Source organism: Rhodococcus sp. 05-340-2 (genome assembly GCF_002258915.1).
GTDB lineage: Bacteria > Actinomycetota > Actinomycetes > Mycobacteriales > Mycobacteriaceae > Rhodococcoides.
The window spans coordinates 321,376-339,952 of record NZ_NOYU01000042.1; the positions used below are offsets into that span (position 1 = coordinate 321,376).

19 protein-coding genes are annotated in these 18,577 nt (G+C 65.4%); 6 read left to right on the top strand and 13 right to left on the bottom strand.

Translation table 11 applies throughout. From position 1 onward, the window contains the following. Positions 1 to 6 precede the first annotated feature (6 nt). The 7 genes from CH271_RS26685 to hrcA all read right to left on the bottom strand — a co-directional run bounded on the left by CH271_RS26685 (position 7) and on the right by hrcA (position 6,926). Positions 7 to 1,329 (bottom strand): hemolysin family protein, encoded by a 1,323-nt coding sequence (locus CH271_RS26685; protein WP_037193064.1) that lies wholly within the window; start codon positions 1,327 to 1,329, stop codon positions 7 to 9. A gap of 40 nt (positions 1,330 to 1,369) precedes the next feature. Further along, entirely contained in the window at positions 1,370 to 1,912 is a 543-nt protein-coding gene (gene ybeY / locus CH271_RS26690; RefSeq protein ID WP_032394543.1) for an rRNA maturation RNase YbeY, read from the bottom strand. A 48-nt stretch (positions 1,913 to 1,960) separates the two neighbouring features. Further along, positions 1,961 to 3,004 carry a PhoH family protein gene (locus CH271_RS26695; RefSeq protein WP_032394544.1) on the bottom strand — a complete coding sequence of 348 codons (1,044 nt, stop codon included), beginning with the start codon at positions 3,002 to 3,004 and terminating at the stop codon, positions 1,961 to 1,963. Between the two features lie 93 nt (positions 3,005 to 3,097). Then, positions 3,098 to 3,853 carry an alpha/beta hydrolase family protein gene (locus tag CH271_RS26700; protein WP_094635537.1) on the bottom strand — a complete coding sequence of 252 codons (756 nt, stop codon included), beginning with the start codon at positions 3,851 to 3,853 and terminating at the stop codon, positions 3,098 to 3,100. Further along, the gene (locus CH271_RS26705) at positions 3,850 to 4,623 is read right to left on the bottom strand and encodes a 16S rRNA (uracil(1498)-N(3))-methyltransferase (protein WP_094635538.1); all 774 of its coding nucleotides are present in this window, start codon (positions 4,621 to 4,623) and stop codon (positions 3,850 to 3,852) included. The genes CH271_RS26700 and CH271_RS26705 overlap by 4 nt, the downstream gene beginning before the upstream one ends. Before the next feature lie 3 nt (positions 4,624 to 4,626). Continuing rightward, on the bottom strand, positions 4,627 to 5,784 hold the full coding sequence (dnaJ, locus tag CH271_RS26710; RefSeq protein ID WP_094635539.1) for a molecular chaperone DnaJ: 1,158 nt from the start codon (positions 5,782 to 5,784) through the stop codon (positions 4,627 to 4,629). A 98-nt stretch (positions 5,785 to 5,882) separates the two neighbouring features. Continuing rightward, positions 5,883 to 6,926, bottom strand: coding sequence for a heat-inducible transcriptional repressor HrcA (gene hrcA / locus CH271_RS26715; RefSeq protein ID WP_037193069.1), 1,044 nt, complete (start codon positions 6,924 to 6,926; stop codon positions 5,883 to 5,885). A 134-nt stretch (positions 6,927 to 7,060) separates the two neighbouring features. Here hrcA and CH271_RS26720 point away from each other — a divergent pair, with 134 nt between their 5' ends. Beyond that, the gene (locus CH271_RS26720) at positions 7,061 to 7,366 is read left to right on the top strand and encodes a type II toxin-antitoxin system VapB family antitoxin (RefSeq protein WP_032379172.1); all 306 of its coding nucleotides are present in this window, start codon (positions 7,061 to 7,063) and stop codon (positions 7,364 to 7,366) included. Between the two features lie 10 nt (positions 7,367 to 7,376). Here the strand turns inward: CH271_RS26720 and hemW are convergent, their stop codons facing one another. Beyond that, the gene (gene hemW / locus CH271_RS26725) at positions 7,377 to 8,588 is read right to left on the bottom strand and encodes a radical SAM family heme chaperone HemW (protein WP_094635540.1); all 1,212 of its coding nucleotides are present in this window, start codon (positions 8,586 to 8,588) and stop codon (positions 7,377 to 7,379) included. 356 nt (positions 8,589 to 8,944) lie between these two features. Here hemW and CH271_RS26735 point away from each other — a divergent pair, with 356 nt between their 5' ends. Genes CH271_RS26735 through CH271_RS26755 form a run of 5 tightly spaced genes read left to right on the top strand, consistent with a single transcriptional unit; the run spans position 8,945 to position 14,448 of the window. Continuing rightward, entirely contained in the window at positions 8,945 to 10,663 is a 1,719-nt protein-coding gene (locus CH271_RS26735; RefSeq protein ID WP_094635660.1) for a nitrite/sulfite reductase, read from the top strand. Then, positions 10,660 to 11,370 (top strand): phosphoadenylyl-sulfate reductase, encoded by a 711-nt coding sequence (locus CH271_RS26740; RefSeq protein WP_037193073.1) that lies wholly within the window; start codon positions 10,660 to 10,662, stop codon positions 11,368 to 11,370. The genes CH271_RS26735 and CH271_RS26740 overlap by 4 nt, the downstream gene beginning before the upstream one ends. Next, entirely contained in the window at positions 11,367 to 12,311 is a 945-nt protein-coding gene (gene cysD, locus CH271_RS26745; protein ID WP_037193075.1) for a sulfate adenylyltransferase subunit CysD, read from the top strand. The genes CH271_RS26740 and cysD overlap by 4 nt, the downstream gene beginning before the upstream one ends. Next, on the top strand, positions 12,311 to 13,615 hold the full coding sequence (locus CH271_RS26750; protein ID WP_037193077.1) for a sulfate adenylyltransferase subunit 1: 1,305 nt from the start codon (positions 12,311 to 12,313) through the stop codon (positions 13,613 to 13,615). The genes cysD and CH271_RS26750 overlap by 1 nt, the downstream gene beginning before the upstream one ends. Further along, entirely contained in the window at positions 13,612 to 14,448 is an 837-nt protein-coding gene (locus tag CH271_RS26755) for a sirohydrochlorin chelatase (RefSeq protein ID WP_094635541.1), read from the top strand. Before CH271_RS26750 ends, CH271_RS26755 begins: the two co-directional genes overlap by 4 nt. Here the strand turns inward: CH271_RS26755 and CH271_RS26760 are convergent. The 5 genes from CH271_RS26760 to CH271_RS29685 form a co-directional block, all read right to left on the bottom strand. Then, positions 14,408 to 15,463, bottom strand: coding sequence for a sulfate/molybdate ABC transporter ATP-binding protein (locus tag CH271_RS26760; protein WP_094635542.1), 1,056 nt, complete (start codon positions 15,461 to 15,463; stop codon positions 14,408 to 14,410). The genes CH271_RS26755 and CH271_RS26760 overlap by 41 nt on opposite strands. Then, positions 15,460 to 16,263, bottom strand: a complete 804-nt coding sequence (cysW, locus tag CH271_RS26765; protein WP_094635543.1) for a sulfate ABC transporter permease subunit CysW — start codon at positions 16,261 to 16,263, stop codon at positions 15,460 to 15,462. The genes CH271_RS26760 and cysW overlap by 4 nt, the downstream gene beginning before the upstream one ends. After that, positions 16,260 to 17,153, bottom strand: coding sequence for a sulfate ABC transporter permease subunit CysT (cysT, locus tag CH271_RS26770; RefSeq protein WP_082323739.1), 894 nt, complete (start codon positions 17,151 to 17,153; stop codon positions 16,260 to 16,262). Before cysT ends, cysW begins: the two co-directional genes overlap by 4 nt. A 6-nt stretch (positions 17,154 to 17,159) precedes the next feature. Further along, positions 17,160 to 18,182 carry a sulfate ABC transporter substrate-binding protein gene (locus tag CH271_RS26775; protein WP_094635661.1) on the bottom strand — a complete coding sequence of 341 codons (1,023 nt, stop codon included), beginning with the start codon at positions 18,180 to 18,182 and terminating at the stop codon, positions 17,160 to 17,162. Positions 18,183 to 18,385: 203 nt separating this feature from the next. Beyond that, complete coding sequence (locus CH271_RS29685; RefSeq protein ID WP_310180897.1) at positions 18,386 to 18,475, bottom strand: Ms4533A family Cys-rich leader peptide; 90 nt, start codon at positions 18,473 to 18,475, stop codon at positions 18,386 to 18,388. Between the last annotated feature and the right edge of the window lie 102 nt (positions 18,476 to 18,577).

Below are 18,577 nucleotides of genomic sequence, written 5' to 3' on the forward strand. Positions count from 1 at the left end.
CAGATTTCAGTGTTGGCGAGTGGCGTCGGACGAGTCGTCGTCCTCGGTGGAGTCTTCTTCGGGTTCGAGCTTCTCGACCAGGACCGTGGCGATACGGACGCGGCCCTTGGGGTCGGCTCCACCTTCTCCGCGCAGCAGCAGGCCATGAGTGATCACCTGCGAACCGGGCAACGGTACTCGACCGAGCTCGTAGCCGAGGAGTCCGCCGACGGTGTCGACTTCCTCCGATTCGATGTCGATACCGAAGATCTCGCCGAGGTCCTCGAGCGGCACCCGCGAGGAGAGTCGATAGCGTCCGTCGTCGAGTTCCTCGATGGGCGCAACCTCGTCGGAATCGTATTCGTCGGCGATCTCGCCGACGATTTCCTCGATCACGTCCTCGATGGTCACCAGCCCGGCGATGCCCCCGTACTCGTCGACGAGCAGGGCCATGTGGTTGCGATCGCGCTGCATCTCGGCGAGCAGACTGTCGAGTGCCTTGGAGTCGGGAACGAAGACGGCCGGACGCATCAGCTCGGACACCTGCACTCCGCGGCCACCGTCGGTGGAGTAATACGTCTGCTGCACAAGATCTTTGAGGTAGACGACACCCACCACGTCGTCCACGTTCTCGCCGATCACCGGGATGCGGGAGTGTCCGCTGCGCACGGCCAACGAGGTGGCCTGTCCTGCTGATTTGTCGGACTCGATCCACACCATCTCGGGGCGCGGGACCATGACCTCACGGGCCGAGGTGTCGCCCAGCTCGAACACCGACTGGATCATCCGCCGTTCGTCGTCGGCCACGACGCCGCGCTCGCGGGCCATGTCCACCAGTTCTCGAAGCTCGATCTCGGAGGCGAAGGGGCCGTTGCGAAATCCCTTACCGGGGGTGATCGCGTTACCGATGAGGATGAGGAGTCTGCTGATCGGTCCGAGGAGCCACCCGAGGGCACGCAACGGAAGAGCGGCCGCCAACGCGATCGAGTACGCGTTCTGCCGACCGAGGGTTCGCGGACCGACACCGATCACGACGTAACTGACCAACACCATGGCCACCGCGGTGATCACCAACGCCATGGTGGAGTCGATCAACTGCGTCAGGCCACCCGCGAGCAAGACGGTGCCGCCGATTTCGCACAGAATGCGCAGCAGCACCATCAGGTTGACGTATCGCGGGCGGTCACCGACCACGACGACGAGGCCGGTGGCACCGGGGCGCTCGTCCTTGACCATGTCGTCGATTCGCGCACGCGAGACCGTGTTCAGCGCGGAATCGACGGCGGCGAACAGGCCTCCGAGAGGCACGAGAAGAACTGCGAACACGATGAGCGCAACAGCACTGCTCACGCGCTACGACCCCACACTTCCAGCTGTTCGACCACGCAGGTCATCGATCGAGTCCGTCGACGAAACCGGCCTTGCCGAGGAGCCGGGCATCGCGGGCGGCCTGTTCGGCTGCCTGCTCTGCCCGCCTGGCGTCTTCGTACCATTCGGCCAGCAGCCGGTTCTGCAGCTCGAACATTTCCTTCTCTTCGTCCGGCTCGGCGTGGTCGTAGCCGAGCAGGTGCAGTACACCGTGCACGGTCAGCAACGCCAGCTCGTGCTCGAGCGAATGACCAGCTGCAGCAGCCTGATCGGCGGCGAACGACGGGCACAGCACGATGTCGCCGAGCATCGCCGGTCCGGGTTCGGGGGCGTCGGGACGACCGCCCGGCTCGAGCTCGTCCATCGGAAACGACATCACGTCGGTGGGGCCGGGCAGATCCATCCACCGCATGTGCAGATCTGCCATCGTTGCCGAATCCACCAGCACCATCGACAGTTCCGCGGCGGGATGCACGTCCATGCCGGCGATCGCGAACCGTGCGACCGAGACCAGCTCGGGTTCGGAGATGTCCATCCCCGACTCGTTGGACACTTCGATACTCATCTAGCCACTACCCACGCTCTCGTTGCCTGTCGTTTTCGTACATCCGAATCATCTTCTCGCCGAACGCGGTCCACCGGTGCGGCGTTGCGCCCTGTTGGGAATGACGCCTTCCGATGTCGACTCGAACCGCTCGTACGCGTCGACGATCTCCGAGACCAATCGGTGTCGCACCACGTCGCTGCTGGTGAGCTGCGCGAAATGGATGTCGTCGACGTCGGTGAGGATCTCCGACGCCGCACGCAGCCCGGATCGCGCGCCACCGGGAAGGTCGACCTGAGTCACGTCGCCGGTCACGACGATCTTCGACCCGAATCCGAGTCGGGTCAGGAACATCTTCATCTGCTCGGCGGTGGTGTTCTGCGCCTCGTCGAGAATGATGAATGCGTCGTTGAGCGTGCGGCCGCGCATGTAGGCGAGCGGGGCGACTTCGATGACCCCGGCCTGCATCAGCTTGGGGATCGCCTCGTCGTCCATCATGTCGTGCAACGCATCGTGCAACGGACGCAGGTACGGGTCGATCTTCTCGTGCAGCGTTCCGGGAAGGAAGCCGAGCCGCTCCCCCGCCTCCACTGCCGGACGCGTCAGGATGATGCGGCTGACCTGCTTGGTCTGCAGTGCCTGCACGGCTTTCGCCATGGCCAGGTACGTCTTGCCGGTACCCGCGGGACCGATACCGAACACGATGGTGTTGGCGTCGATCGCATCCACGTACCGCTTCTGATTCAGCGTCTTGGGGCGGATCGTCTTGCCGCGACGCGAGAGGATGTCCAGGCTCAGCACCTCGGCCGGTGAATCCGACACGCCCTCGGTGAGCATGGCGATCGATCGGCGCACCGCATCGGGAGTCAATGGCTGAGCGCGCTTGGCCAACGCGGCCAACTCGGAGATCACCCGTTCGGCCAGCGCCACATCGGCCACTTTTCCGGTGAGCGTCACGGCGTTTCCTCGTACGTGGATATCTGCCGTCAGCATCTGTTCGAGCGCCCGCAGGTTCTCGTCGGACTGTCCCAGCAGTGGCATCACTGCTTCGGGGGCGAGTTCCAAGGTGGACCGAACGTCACGCTCGGCGGGAAATTCGCTGTGTTCACTCACGTGGTGGCTATGGCCTGCTCTCTGGTGTCGGCTTATCGGACGCGCACTTGGTATGGATCGAGTTTAACGCCGCAGCAACGATGCGCATTCCCATTACTCGCTGGTGGCACCGAGCACCGCGTCGAGCGAGAGCGCCCAACACCGGGAATCGGGATTCAGGAAAGCGAAGTGGTCTTCTTCCGGCACGATCGTCAGTCGCGCGTCGTCTCCGGCAGCGCGCGCCAGCGCTACGTACCGCTCGCTCTGCGCCGCGGGTACCTGGATGTCCTCGGATCCGTGCAGGGCGATCGTCGGGATGCCGATGGGCGCGCGGGCCGCGGGTGAGGCCGACCGGTACAGGTCGGGATCGTCCTCGTACCGGGCCTGCAACAGCGCCTCGACTGCTGGGTTGGTGCGTCCCGCAGCACCGCGAGGTTCCAGGTCGAGCACACCGGCCTGCGAGACGATGCGCGACGGGCGGACCTTCGTGCCGGTCTCGCCGCCGAGCCACACAGCCAGGTGTCCGCCTGCCGAGTGGCCGATGACGCGGACGTCGTCGATCCCGACCGGGGCATGGTGCTGCAGTTCCCCGGCGACCACGTCGAGTGCTGCGGTCACATCGGACTGCATCTCCTGCCAGTGCCCACCTGCGCCGACGCGTCGGTACTCGATGTTCCACGCGACCGCTCCGGCTCCGGCGACTGCGCGGGCGAACTGGGTACCCAGAGTGGACCCGTACTGTCCGCTCCAGAAGCCACCGTGCACCACCACGACCACCGGCGTCCGGTGATCCATCGGCTCGGCAGGCAGGTAGAGGTGGCCGAACTGCTCCGGGTGATCGCCGTACTCGATCTTGATCCGCGCGCTCACGAGTTCTGGAAGTCGGGCGGTAGTTGGGTCCAGCGCGAGGTCAGGACACCCAGCGCGCCGAGAGCCACAGCTCCTGCCGTCGAGGTGCGCAGTACCGTCGGGCCCAGCACCACCGGCGTCGCACCCGCCTCGGTCAGCGCGGTGACCTCCCTGTCGTCGAGCCCGCCCTCGGGTCCGACGACGATCACGACCTCGGGCACCGAGTCGAACGGCAGATCCCGAAACGCCGAGGTGGCCGCCTCGTGCAACACCGCCACGATTCCGCCGCGCTCCACGACGCCGCGCACGAAGGCGCTGACCTCCCGCGAATCGTGCAGCTCGGAGACCTCGGGGACGAATGCCCGACGCGACTGCTTGGCTGCCTCTGCTGCGGTACTGCGCCACTTCGCGACGCCCTTGGCTGCCTTCGGGCCCTCCCACCGTGCGACGCATCGCGCGGACTGCCAGGGCACGACCGCGTCGACGCCTGCCTCGGTGGCCAGCTCGACGGCGAGTTCGGATCGGTCCGCCTTCGGCAGCGCCTGTACTAGCGTCACCACCGGAGTGGGACGCGGCATCTCGCTGCGCGACTGCACGGTCAGTTCCAGTCGGTTCTTCTCCGCTGCGGAGACGATCGCATCTGCCAAGCCGCCTGCTCCGTCACCGAGGAGCACCCGCTCGCCGACGCGGATGCGTCGAACCGTCGCGGCGTGGTGCCCTTCCTTGCCGTCGAGCACCGCGAGCTCGCCGACGTTCGGCAGGGGCGAGAGGTAGAAGACCGTGGGGGCCATCGATCAGCGACCGCTGAATGCTTCCCGCAACCGCGAGAACAGCCCGCCGCTGTGCGCCGAACCGGTGGTGACGACCTCCGCCGAGTCGCGGTCGCGCATCGACCTGAGCTGTTCGAGCAGATGGGTCTGCTTGCTGTCGAGCTTGGTCGGCACGATGACCTCGAGGTGCGCGTGCAGATCGCCTCGAATGCCGGAGCGCAGCTTGGGCATACCGTGACCACGCAGCACCGTCGTCGAATTCGGTTGTGTCCCTTGCTCGATCGAGATCTCGGTGGGTCCGTCGATGATCGCGTCGATGTTGACAGAGGTACCGAGCGCGGCGTCGACCATCGGGACGCGGACGGTGCAGTGCAGGTCGTCACCGTCGCGCACGAACACCTCGTGCTGCTGTTCGACGATCTCCACGTACAGGTCTCCAGCGGGTCCGCCGCCGGGACCGACCTCGCCCTGCGAGGCCAGCCGGATCCGCATGCCGTTGCTCACGCCGACCGGCACCTTGACCGAGATGTCGCGACGCGACCGGACGCGACCGTCGCCGCCGCACTTGCGGCAGGGGTCGGGGATGGTCTCGCCTGCGCCGCGGCAGGTGGGGCACGGGCGGCTGGTCATGACCTGGCCGAGGAACGAGCGCTGCACCGACTGCACTTCACCGGCACCGCCGCAGGTTTCGCAACGAACCGGCTTGGAATCGCCGTTGGTGCCCGAGCCAGTGCACAGGTCGCAGAGAATCGCCGTGTCGACGGTGATGTGCTTGGTCACGCCTGTGGCGCACTCGTCGAGGGTGAGCTTGGTACGCAGCAGTGAATCCGCGCCCGGCTGGACGCGCCCCTTCGGACCGCGCTGGGATCCGCCCGCGCCGCCCCCGAAGAACGCCTCGAACACATCTCCAAGGCCGCCGCCGAATCCGGCTCCACCGAATCCCCCGCCGCCGCCTCCGCCGCCCTGCTGCAGCGGGTCGCCGCCCAGGTCGACGATGCGACGCTTCTCCGGATCGGAGAGCACCTCGTATGCGGTGGAGATGTCCTTGAACCGAGCCTGCGCGGCCTCGTCCGGGTTGACGTCCGGGTGCAGTTCTCGCGCCAGCTTGCGGTAGGCGCGCTTGATCTCCTGGTCCGTCGCCTGCTGGCCGACGCCCAAAGTCCCGTAATAATCCCGTGCCACGTCGTCTCTTTCGTCCTAGAAGATGAATCTCGTTCGATGAAGCTGTGTGCCGGCCGCCCGTGCCCCCGCCGCCTGCGTTCGATCGGTTCTCGCTCGTCTCAGCGCTCGGCCAGGACCTCGCCGATGTACCTGGCAACCGCGGCAACCGACGCAATTGTTCCTGGGTAGTCCATTCGGGTCGGCCCGAGAACACCCATTCCTCCGAGGACCATGCCAGCCGACCCGTACCCGGTGGAAATCACCGATGTCCCGCGCATCTCCTCGACCTGCGTCTCCTCGCCGATGCGCACCGTGACGGTGCGGGTGTCCTGCGTCACGGCGAGCAGCTTGAGGACCACCACTTGCTCTTCCAGCGCCTCGAGTACCGCCCGGAGCGATCCGGGAAACCCCGCGTCGCCGGCGAAATCCGCGGCGTTGCGCGTCAGGTTGGCCGTTCCGCCGAGAACCAGGCGTTCCTCGGGATGCTCCACGAGTGATTCCACCAGCACCGTTGCCGATCGGATCATCGCGTCGCGCAGCGCGGGCGGAGCGTTCTCCGCGAGTTCGGCCACCGCAGCCGACGCCGCCGCCAGCCGCTTGCCTTCCAGCGCACCACCGAGAAGACGCCGCAGCCGAGCCAAGTTCTCGTCGTCGATCACGTCGCCGAGTTCGACGATGCGCTGATCGACTCGCCCGGAGTCGGTGATGAGCACCAGCAGCAGCCGGGCCGGGGTGAGCGCCACCACTTCGAGGTGGCGAACCGAGGAAGCCGACAGCGTGGGGTACTGCACCACGGCGACCTGACGGGTCAACTGAGCCAGCAAGCGGACGCCGCGTCGCAACACGTCGTCCAGGTCGACGCCGTTCTCGAGGAACTCCAGGATGGCACGGCGTTCGGCCGCCGACAGCGGCTTGACGTCGGCTATTCGGTCGACGAACTGTCGATAGCCCTTGTCGGTCGGAACCCGACCGGAGCTGGTGTGCGGCTGGGCGATGTAGCCCTCGGCCTCGAGCACGGCCATGTCGTTACGCACCGTTGCACTGGAAACTCCCAGGTTGTGGCGCTCGACCAGGGCACGTGAACCGACGGGTTCCTGGGTGGACACGTAGTCCGCCACGATCGCTCGTAGAACCTCGAACCGCCTGTCGTCGGTGCTCGACATCCGGTGCCCACCTCCGTTCTCGTTTCCAATCGTCGCTCGAGTCTAGTAGCCGGCGAACGCACGCTCGTGCAAGGCCTTACTGTGGTCCGAGTGGAAACGTTCTTTCGATTCGGTCCAGCGGCTCGAGGCTCGCGATGATCTTCAAAGGTGTTCGTGACGGAAAGCCGTACCCCGAGCACGGTCTGTCCATCAGAGACTGGTCGAGAATCCCGCCGCGCCAGCTCCGTCTGGACGAGATAGTCACCACCACCAAGGTGCTCGAGCTGGACAGGTTGCTGTCCGAGGACTCCACCTTCTACGGCGATCTGTTCCCCCACGCGGTCCAGTTCCGTGGTGTCATCTATCTCGAGGACGGCTTGCATCGCGCAGTGCGTGCGGCCCTGCGAAATCGAACGGTGTTGCACGCCAGGGTGTTCGACTACGACGCACTGAGCGCCTGAAACAGACTGTTCAGGCGGCTGCGATAGTGCGCACCACCGCGTCGGCGAGCAAACGCCCCCGGTCGGTCAGTACGAGACGATCACCCTGCGCCGCCATCAACCCGTCCGCGACCGTCTGTTCGGCAGCGGCGCGCTCGGCAGGCCCGAGCACACTCATCGGCACTCCCGTTCGGAGTCGGACGGTCAACATCAGTTCCTCGAGGTGTCGATCCTCGGCGCTGAGTAACTCGCTGCCGTGCACCGGCAGAACCCCGGTGGCCAGGCGATCGGCGTATGCCGCCGGGTGTTTGACGTTCCAGAACCGGGTGCCGCCGATGTGACTGTGTGCGCCGGGCCCCGCGCCCCACCAGTCGCCGCCGTCCCAGTAGCCGATGTTGTGGCGGCACTGTGCTTCGGCGTCGGTGGCCCAGTTCGACACCTCGTACCAGGACAGGCCCGCAGCGTTCAACGCCGTGTCGATGCGCTCGTACCTGGATGCCAGCGCGTCGTCGTCGGGTGCCGGTAGCTCACCGCGGCGGACCTTACGAGCCATGGCCGTTCCGTCCTCGACGATCAGTGCGTACGCCGACACGTGGTCGACGCCTGCCTCGAGAACTGCGGCGAGGGATTGATCCAGATCGCCGTCTCGCTCACCGGGCGTGCCGTAGATGAGGTCGAGATTGACGTGCTCGAATCCCGCCGCTCGTGCTTCCTTGGCCGCGGCGACCGCGCGACCCGGCGTATGCGTGCGATCGAGCACGGCGAGCACATGTGGTGCAGCGGACTGCATTCCGAGCGAGATGCGGGTGAAGCCCGAGTCGCGGAGCCGGTCGAAGAATTCCGGCGACGTCGATTCCGGGTTGGATTCCGTGGTCACCTCGCCGCCGTCGGTCAGACCGAAACTGGACCTGACCGCACCCAGGACGTCGGCCAGACCGTCGCCCCCGAGCAGTGACGGCGTGCCACCGCCGACGAAGACGGTGTCGGCCGTCGGAACGCGACCCGTACCGGCCTGTATCAGACCTGCCGCGGTGTCCAACTCTCGTCGCAAGCCCTCCAACCAGGACTGCGGCGACGCCGATGAGCCCAGCTCTCCCGCCGTGTAGGTGTTGAAGTCGCAGTACCCACACCGCGTGGCGCAGAACGGAACGTGCACGTAGATCCCGAACGCGCGATCCCCCACCCCTTCGAATGCCTCGACCGGCAGCTCGAAGGTGGACGGGGCGGGTACGACGGTATTCACGCCCTCCAGTGTCCCAGAGTTCACGATCGCTCCAGCCCACCGTTCGCAATCGTGACTGCAACAGCCCTGCCAGCCTATTTACCCCGAAATTTGGGTAAATAGCCGCCGCGGTCGTCCGTCGCCCCGATGACGTGGCACAATGGCACCCGTGACCGACTCAGGAATTCGACTCGTGGCGCGCCGCCATGTCGATCTCGGCCGTGTCTGCAGCGCGTCGTGTCGACACACGACCGGCTGCTGACCAGCCTCCTTCGAGCACGTCCATTCGATCCACCGGTTTACCACTGTCGTCGAAAGCGCAATTGCCTGCGCCCTCGTCCCGGGTACCGGCCAGCACAAAGATGCAGGAGCAATGCATGTCGTCGACCAGCGACGCGACCACCGACGCTGCCTCCGTCACACCACGGGAGCGCACGCCGCGGCCGACCAAGCGTCGAGCCGAGGGACAGTGGGCACTGGGTTACCGGGAGCCACTGAACGCCAACGAGCAGTCCAAGAAGGACGACAACCCGCTCAACGTGCGTGCCCGCATCGAGAACATCTATTCCAAGCAGGGTTTCGACAGCATCGACAAGGGCGACCTTCGCGGCCGCTTCCGCTGGTGGGGCCTCTACACCCAGCGCGAGCAGGGATACGACGGCACCTTCACCGGTGACGACAACATCGACCTGCTCGAGGCCAAGTACTTCATGATGCGTATCCGCTGCGACGCGGGCGCGTTGAACCTGGAGCAGCTGCGTGTCCTCGCCGGCATCTCCCAGGAGTTCGGTCGCGACACCGCCGATCTGTCCGACCGGGAGAACGTTCAGTTCCACTGGGTCGAGGTCGAGAACGTCCCCGAGATCTGGCGTCGGATCGAAGCGGTCGGCCTGAAGACCACCGAGGCGTGCGGCGACTGCCCACGCGTGGTGCTCGGTTCCCCGCTCGCGGGCGAGGCCGTCGACGAGATCCTCGACCCCACCTCCGCCATCGACGAGATCGTCGAGCGCTACATCGGCAAGCCGGAGTACTCCAACCTGCCGCGCAAGTTCAAGACGGCGATCTCGGGCCTGCAGGACGTGGTGCACGAGATCAACGACTGCGCATTCGTCGGCGTCGTGCATCCCGAGCACGGGCCCGGACTCGACCTGTGGGTCGGCGGCGGCCTGTCCACCAACCCCATGCTCGCGCAGCGAGTCGGCGTCTGGGTTCCGCTCGAGGACGTTCCCGACGTGTGGGAAGGCGTTGTCTCGATCTTCCGCGACTACGGCTACCGCCGACTGCGCACCAAGGCGCGCCTGAAGTTCCTCATCAAGGACTGGGGCATCGAGAAGTTCCGTCAGGTCCTCGAGGACGAGTACCTGCACCGCAAGCTCATCGACGGCCCGGCTCCCGAGAAGCCCGCTCGGCCCCGCGATCACGTCGGTATCCAGAAGCTCAAGAACGGACTCAACGCCGTCGGTGTTGCCCCCATCGCGGGCCGCGTCTCCGGCACCATCCTCGCCGCCGTCGCCGACGCCGCCGAGAAGGCCGGGTCCGATCGCGTGCGATTCACGCCGTACCAGAAGCTGATCGTCCTCGACGTTCCGGACGAGACGCTCGAGCAGCTGATCTCCGATCTCGATGCATTGGGCCTCCCTGCCCGGCCCTCGCACTGGCGCAAGAACCTGATGGCGTGCAGCGGGATCGAGTTCTGCAAGCTCTCGTTCGCCGAAACCCGCAAGCGTTCACAGGTTCTCGTACCGGAGCTCGAAGAGCGCCTGGCCGACATCAACAGCAAGCTCGACGTGCCGATCACGATCAACATCAACGGCTGCCCCAACTCCTGCGCGCGGTCGCAGATCGCCGACATCGGGTTCAAGGGACTTCTGGTCGACGACGGAGCCGGGAATCAGATCGAGGGTTTCCAAGTTCATCTCGGAGGCAGCCTCGGACTCGACAGTGCGTTCGGCCGAAAGTTGCGCCAGCACAAGGTCAACAGCTCCGAGCTGGGAGATTACATCGACAGAGTGGTGCGCAATTTCGACAAGCACCGCGAGGACGGCGAACGGTTCGCTCAGTGGGCCGTACGAGCAGACGAGGCGGATTTGCGATGAGTACCAGGCTGAATTTGACGGTGGAGGAATTGAAGGACATCGCCGAGCGCGGTGCCCGCGAGCTCGACGGGGCGAGCCCACTGGAGCTGCTGCAGTGGACCGAGGACAACTTCGGTAACGACTTCATCGTTGCTTCCAACATGCAGGACGGGGTTCTCGTTCACCTTGCTGCACAGGTCCATCCGGGCGTGGACGTGTTGTTCCTCGACACCGGCTACCACTTCGCCGAGACCATCGGAACGCGCGACGCCGTCGAGGCGGTCTACGGCGTGCACGTCGTCAACGCCCGCGCCGAGAAGACTGTTGCGGAACAGGATTCGATCGAGGGCAAGGACCTGTTCGCCCGCGAGCCCAACCGGTGCTGCGCGATGCGCAAGGTCGCCCCTCTGAAGAAGGAACTGGCGAACTACAGCGCCTGGGTCACCGGCATCCGGCGGGTCGAAGCGCCCACCCGTGCCAACGCCCCGCTCATTTCGTTCGACGACGCCTTCGGCCTGGTCAAGATCAACCCGATCGCACCGTGGTCCGACGAGGAGATGCAGGCCTACATCGACGAACATTCGATTCTGGTCAATCCCCTCGTCGACGAAGGCTATCCATCCATCGGGTGCGCACCGTGCACCGTCAAACCTGCCCCCGGAGCCGACCCGCGTAGCGGTCGTTGGGCCGGCAAGGCCAAGACCGAATGTGGGTTGCACGCCTCATGACACTCGACCTCACCTCGGCCACCGTCGGTCGAACCCATCTCGATGCAGATCGGTTCGACACGCTCGACGCACTCGAATCCGAGGCCATCCACATCTTCCGCGAGGTGGCGGGCGAGTTCGAGCGCCCCGTCATCCTGTTCTCCGGCGGCAAGGACTCGACAGTCCTGCTGCACCTGGCGATCAAAGCGTTCTGGCCCGCTCCCCTGCCGTTCGCACTGCTCCACGTCGACACCGGCCACAACCTGCAGGAGGTGCTGGACTTCCGCGACCACGTCGTCGCCAAGTACAACCTGCGCCTGCACGTGGCCAGCGTCGAGGAGTACCTCGCCGACGGACGCCTCACCGAGCGCCCCGACGGCATCCGCAACCCGCTGCAGACCGTGCCCCTCCTCGACGCGATCTCCGAGAATCGGTTCGACGCCGTCTTCGGCGGTGCCCGACGCGACGAGGAACGCGCCCGAGCGAAGGAGCGAATCTTCTCGCTGCGCAACGCGTTCGGCCAGTGGGAGCCCAAGAAGCAGCGCCCCGAACTGTGGAACCTGTACAACGGCAAGCATTCCCCCGGCGAGCAGGTGCGGGTGTTCCCGCTCAGCAACTTCACCGAACTCGACATCTGGCGCTACATCGCCCGTGACGACGTGGAACTGGCGAGCATCTACTACGCCCATCAGCGCCCCGTCTACCAGCGCGACGGTATGTGGATGACGCCCGGCGTGTGGGGCGGACCGGCCGAGAACGAGGAACTGCAGACCCTGTCGGTGCGCTACCGCACCGTCGGCGACGGATCCACCACCGGTGCCGTGCTGTCCGAGGCCGCCGACAACCAGGCAATCCTCGCCGAGGTAGCCGCATCTCGACTGACCGAACGCGGAGCCACCCGCGGCGACGACCGCGTCTCCGAGGCTGCCATGGAAGATCGCAAACGAGAAGGATACTTCTGATGAGCAGCACAGGAACTCAGCTTCTTCGCCTCGCCACCGCAGGTAGCGTCGACGACGGTAAGTCGACCCTCGTCGGTCGGCTGTTGTACGACACCAAATCCGTTCTGGCCGATCAGATCGATGCCGTCACTCGGGCGTCGGTGGACAAGGGACTGGCGACACCGGATCTGTCCCTGCTGGTCGACGGCCTACGCGCCGAGCGTGAACAGGGCATCACCATCGACGTCGCGTACCGCTACTTCGCGACGCCGCACCGCTCGTTCGTACTGGCCGACACCCCCGGCCACGTGCAGTACACCCGCAACACCGTCTCCGGTGCGTCGACGGCTCAGCTGGTCATCCTGCTGGTCGACGCCCGCAAGGGTGTCATCACTCAGACCCGCAGGCACGCAGCGGTTCTCGCACTGCTCGGCGTTCCGCGCCTGGTACTCGCGGTCAACAAGATCGATCTGGTCGAGGACCCCGCAACGGTGTTCGCCGAGATCTCGGCCGAGTTCAACTCGCTGACCTCCTCCCTCGGCTGGTCCAGCGAGGACGTCATCGAGATCCCGGTGTCCGCACTGCACGGCGACAACGTCGCGGTGAAGTCCGAGAAGACCCCGTACTACGACGGTCCGACCCTCATCGAGCACCTCGAGTCGGTCCCGGTCGACGCCGAACCGCACCGGGTCGGTCTGCGATTCCCCGTGCAGTACGTGATCCGGCCCCGCACAGCGGAATTCCCGGACTATCGCGGATACGCCGGCCAAGTCGCAGCGGGCTCCGTCGACGTCGGCGACGAGGTCGTCATCCTGCCCTCCGGCACCCGAACGACAGTCGAGCGCATCGACACCGCCGACGGCGAATTGCGTACCGCTCACGCCGGACGCAGCGTCACCCTCGTCCTCGCCGACGATGTCGACGTCTCGCGCGGCGACACCATCGCCTCACCGCAGGACGCACCCGAGCCGATCGGCGACTTCGAGGCCACGGTGTGCTGGCTCGCCGAGAAGCCGCTTCGCCCGGGCGCTCGCCTGTTGCTCAAGCACGGCACTCGCACCACCCAGGCCATCGTCGGGACGCTGATCGAGCGCTTCGACGAGCAGGAGCTCACCGCACAAGAAGGCCCGGAGTCGTTGGAGCTCAACGAAATCGGTCGAATCTCGGTGCGCGTCGCCGAGCCCATCGTGGCAGACGACTACGCCGTCAACCGGCACACGGGCAGCTTTCTGCTGATCGATCCGGCCGGTGGCAACACGTTGGCTGCCGGTCTCGTGGGCAACGCTCTGGCTGCCGTCGAGCTGGGGTCGGCAGTTCCGGCGTGAGCGCACTGATCGCGGTTGCCCACGGCAGCCGTGACCCGCGCTCGAGCGCCACGATTCACCGCGCCGTCGACGCCCTGCGTCGACGGCGACCGGATCTGGACGTCCGCGTCGCGTTTCTCGATCTCTCCGAGCCCGGCGTCGATCAGGTGGTCGACAACCTGGCCGATGCCGGACACGGACGCATCGTCGCCGTTCCGATGTTGCTGGGCAAGGCTTTTCATGCGAAAGTCGATCTGCCCGAGCTCTTACAAGCGGCGAGAACGCGACACCCGCACGTCTCGATAACGCAGGCCGAGGTTCTGGGAGACGACCGACTCCTCATCGAGGCAGTCCGTGACCGTATCGCCGATACCGGTGTCGCAGCATCCGATTCGACGGTCGGAATCGCCCTGGCAGCTGTCGGCTCATCGGTGGCACCGGCGAATCAGCGCACCCGAGTCATCGCGCAGAAACTGCTCGCCGGAACAGACTGGGCCGGAGCTGTGACCTGCTTCGCGACATCGGTCTCCCCGTCCCCCACCGATGCGATCACACAGCTGCGCACACTGGGAGCCGACCGCATCGTCGTTGCACCCTGGTTCCTGGCCCCGGGGCTGCTCACCGACAGGATCGAAGAGTCGGTGGCAGGCATACCGAATGTGGTGCATGCCGAAGTGATCGGAGCACATCCGGCGCTGGCAGATCTGGTGTCGCGGCGCTACGACTCCGCAGTCTCGATGGGTCGTGCCGCAGGCTCCACTCCTGCGTTACGAGCCGTTGCGACACCGGCGCCGAACGCTCGACCGCACCCGTTCAGCGAACCGGTGCACCGTCGATCGCGTCTGCACCGCTAGCGTCGGCAATCTTCGGCACCCGAGTCGCTCGCGCGTACACCGTCTCGCCCTCGCGAAGACCGAGAGCCTCACTGTCACCGCGGGTGATCTGGGCCGCGAACAGTTCACCGGTGGCCGCGTTCTTCAATTCGACCTTCACCTCGAAGCCGAGGTGCACCACCCGCTCGACGACGGCACGCGTGACACCGGCCGATTCGGCCGTCCCGCTGGCCTGGGCCTGCGCCAACGACGGGTCGCGTCCGACGCGAATGTCGTGCGGTCGCACGAGCAGTCCGTTCAGCTTGGCGACCTGACCGAGGAACGACATCACGAAGTTGTTGGCCGGGCGATCGTAAAGATCTTCCGGGCTGCCCACCTGCTCGATGCGACCCTTGTTGAGCACCGCGATCCGATCGGCGACGTCGAGCGCCTCCTCCTGATCGTGTGTCACCAGCACGGTGGTGACGTGCACCTCGTCGTGCAGTCGACGCAGCCACGTACGGAGATCGGCGCGCACCTTGGCGTCGAGCGCGCCGAAGGGCTCGTCGAGCAGCAGCACCTGCGGGTCGACGGCGAGAGCGCGAGCCAACGCCATGCGCTGGCGCTGTCCACCGGACAGCTGCGCCGGGTAGCGGCTCTGGAAACCGGCCAGCCCGACGATCTCGAGCAACTCGTCGACCTTCTTGGCGATCTCGGCCTTGGGCCGCTTGCGAATCTGCAGGCCGAACGCGACGTTGTCTCGCACCGTGAGGTGTTTGAACGCCGCGTAGTGCTGGAAGACGAATCCGATCTCGCGGCGCTGCGGGCTCACCCACGTCACATCCTGGCCTGCGAGCACCACTCGACCGGAGTCGAGTTGCTCGAGCCCGGCGATGGAGCGCAGCAGCGTCGACTTACCCGAGCCACTGGGGCCGAGCAGTGCCGTCAGCGACCCCTTGGGAATGTCGATGCTGACTTTGTCGAGCGCGGCGAAGTCGCCGTAGTGCTTGTTGCCGCCAACGACGGAGATCTCGATCTCGGGGGATGTCTCGGTCATTGTTTCGTCCTCTTCTTGTCGAGGGCAGTCATCAACAGCAGCACGATGACGGCGATCGCCATGAGCAATGTGGACGCGGCGTACGCGCCCTGTTGATTGAAGTCCTCGTATCGTGAGTTGACCAGCAGCGTCAGTGTTTGGGAGATGCCCGGCAGGTTGGTCGAGACCATGATGACGGCACCGAACTCGCCGAGTGAGCGCGCGACAGTGAGTACGACGCCGTAGGTCAGGCCCCACCGGATCGCCGGAAGAGTGATGCGCCAGAACGTCTGCCACGACGACGCACCGAGCGTCGAGGCGGCCTCCTCCTGCTCCTCACCGATTTCGTACAGCACGGGTTCGACCTCGCGCACGACGAACGGCAGCGTGACGAAGATCGTGGCGATGACCATGCCGGGAAGCGCGAAGATGACCTTGAAGCCGAGGCTTTCGACGCCACCGAACCAGCCGTTGGCACCCCACAGCAGGATCAGCGCAACGCCGGTGATGATGGGCGACACCGCGAACGGCAGATCGACGATGGCTTCCAGGACACCCTTGCCACGGAACCGTCCTCGCACGAGTGCCAGGGCGGTGACCACACCGAACACGATGTTGATCGGAACAACTATGGCGACGATCAACAACGACAGCTGCAACGCCGACTGCGCGGCCGGCGTGGTGATCTGCTCCCAGAACGTGACGACGCCGTCCTCGAAGGTGCGGAACAGGATGGTGCCGAGGGGAAAGAGCACCAGAACGGCGAGGTACAGCAGAGCTACGGTGCGGAGCGTCAGCTTGATCGGCAGACCGATTTTCACGAGATCTGCTCCTCACGTCGGGCCAGGCGATTGCCCACCACGCGAAGGACGAACAGCACAGCGAACGCGATCGCCAGCAGCACAACGGAGATCGCGGCCGCGTCGGTGGGGCGGTCGTACTCGATGAGCTCACGGATGTACTGCGACGCCACCTGCGTGTCGTTGGGAATGTTTCCACCGATGAGCACCACCGACCCGAATTCGCCGATGGCGCGCGCGAAGGCGAGGCCGCCGCCGCTGAGGATCGCCGGCAGCAGTACCGGCAGGACGATGCGGCGGAAGATGGTCCAGTTGTTCGCGCCGAGCGAGGCCGCGGCCTCCTCGACATCCTTGTCGAGTTCGATCAGCACCGGTTGCACCGCGCGTACCACGAACGGCAATGTGACGAACAGCAGCGCGACGATCACCGCGGGCTTGGTTGCGTTGAACACCAACCCGATCGGGCTCGCCGGACCGTACAGCGACAGCAGAACCAGGCTGGCCACGATGGTCGGCAACGCGAACGGCAGATCGATCAGGGCATTGACGAAACGCTTGCCCGGGAACTCGTCCCGCACCAGTACCCAGGCGATGAGGGTTCCGAGAAACAGGTTGACCACGGCCGCGGCCACCGACACCTGAAGCGTCACCTTGAACGTGGCCAAGGCGCGTTGCTCGGTGACCGCGTTCCAGAAACCGGTCAAGCCGTCGTCGAACGACTGAACCGTCAACGCCGCCAACGGAAGCAGCACGATGACGCTGAGCCACAACACTGCGACGCCGAGGCCGAGTGGACCGACCGATCCCGGACCCCTGAACTTTCGGCCTTCCCGCCCGGCACGAAACCGTGGTCTCGTGCCGGGCGAGAGGGTCGAAGCCGCAGCCGCGGCTTCGGTGGTCGAAGATGACATCGATCTCTACCGAGTACTTTCCTGATAGATCGTCGTGATCGCACCGTTGTCGCCGAACAGATCTGCGTCCACCTGGGTCCAGCCACCGAGATCATCGATGGTGTACAGCTTTTCGGGGGTGAAGAACTTGTCGGAGTACTCCGACGCGATGTCGGGGTTCGTCGGTCGGAAACCGGCCTCCGCCCAGATCTTCTGGCCCTCGTCGGTGTAGATGAAATCGTTCAGAGCATTGGCGCGATCGAGATTGGCGCTGTCGTTGATCACGGCCACGGGATTGTCGATGCGGAACGTGACGGGAACGTCGACGTGCTCCACGTTCTGTCCCTGTTCCTCGATCAGGAGTGCTTCGTTCTCGTAGCTGAGCAACGCATCACCCTGGCCCTGCAGAAAGGCTTCGGTTGCGGCGCGGCCGGATTCGGGCTGAACCGGGAAGTGATCGGCGACGAGTGTGCGAACGAAGTCGAGACCGGCCTGCTTGTCCTGGCCGCCGTTGCTCTTCGCCGCGTAGGGAGCGAGCAGGTTCCACTTGGCCGAGCCCGAGCTGAGCGGGCTGGGGCTGATGACCTGAACGTCCGGCTTGATCAGATCGTCCCAGGTACGGATGTTCTTGGGGTTGCCCTCGCGTACGACGATGGTCACCACGGAGCCGAACGGTACGCCGCCGTAAGCATTCTGATTCCAGTCCTCGTCGACCTTGCCTGCCTGCACCAGACGGGTGATGTCGGGTTCGACCGAGAAGTTGACGATATCGGCGGGTGCGCCGTCGGCCACCTTGCGCGACTGATTGCCCGATGCGCCGTAGTCCGCGTTGATCGCCGTTCCGTCGCCGTCCTCGGTTGCCGCGAAGGCCGGACCGATTGCGTCCCAACCATTCTTGGGGACTGCGTAACCCACGAGGGTCAGTGCGGGACCGCTCGCGGTGTCCGGCTCACCGCCGACGACGTCACTCGATCCACCGCCGCAGGCAGTGAGTAGAAGGGTTCCCACGGCCGCGAACGTGGTCAGCAGGTAGCGAGAGCTATGCCTCATCGAGAAAAGGCCTTTCATGATGGTGTGCAGTGAGTGCGAGCTGGGCAGAGTCGACATTCCCGAGGTCGAACCGGAGCACCACCGTGGCCGCGTGTCATCGCGAGATCACCGTGAGTGGCAGAAAGTACGTCGTGAACCGCCCGACCGCGAGATGTAGGCGCGTGGGCAACGGATCGACGGAACCGATTCGACGAAGGAAAGAATCAACAACAGTCGATATCGGCGACTGCCAGCATTCCGACAGCAATCAACGCCAACTGATGGCGGACGCGGTACTCGGCGGCAGAAGACACGGTCAGAAATCTAGCAGAGGTTCCGGACCGACTCTAATCGGCTATCGAGTGAGCAACCAGGCGATGACAACCAGCACCAGCAGCGCGATGAGCGCCAGCGTG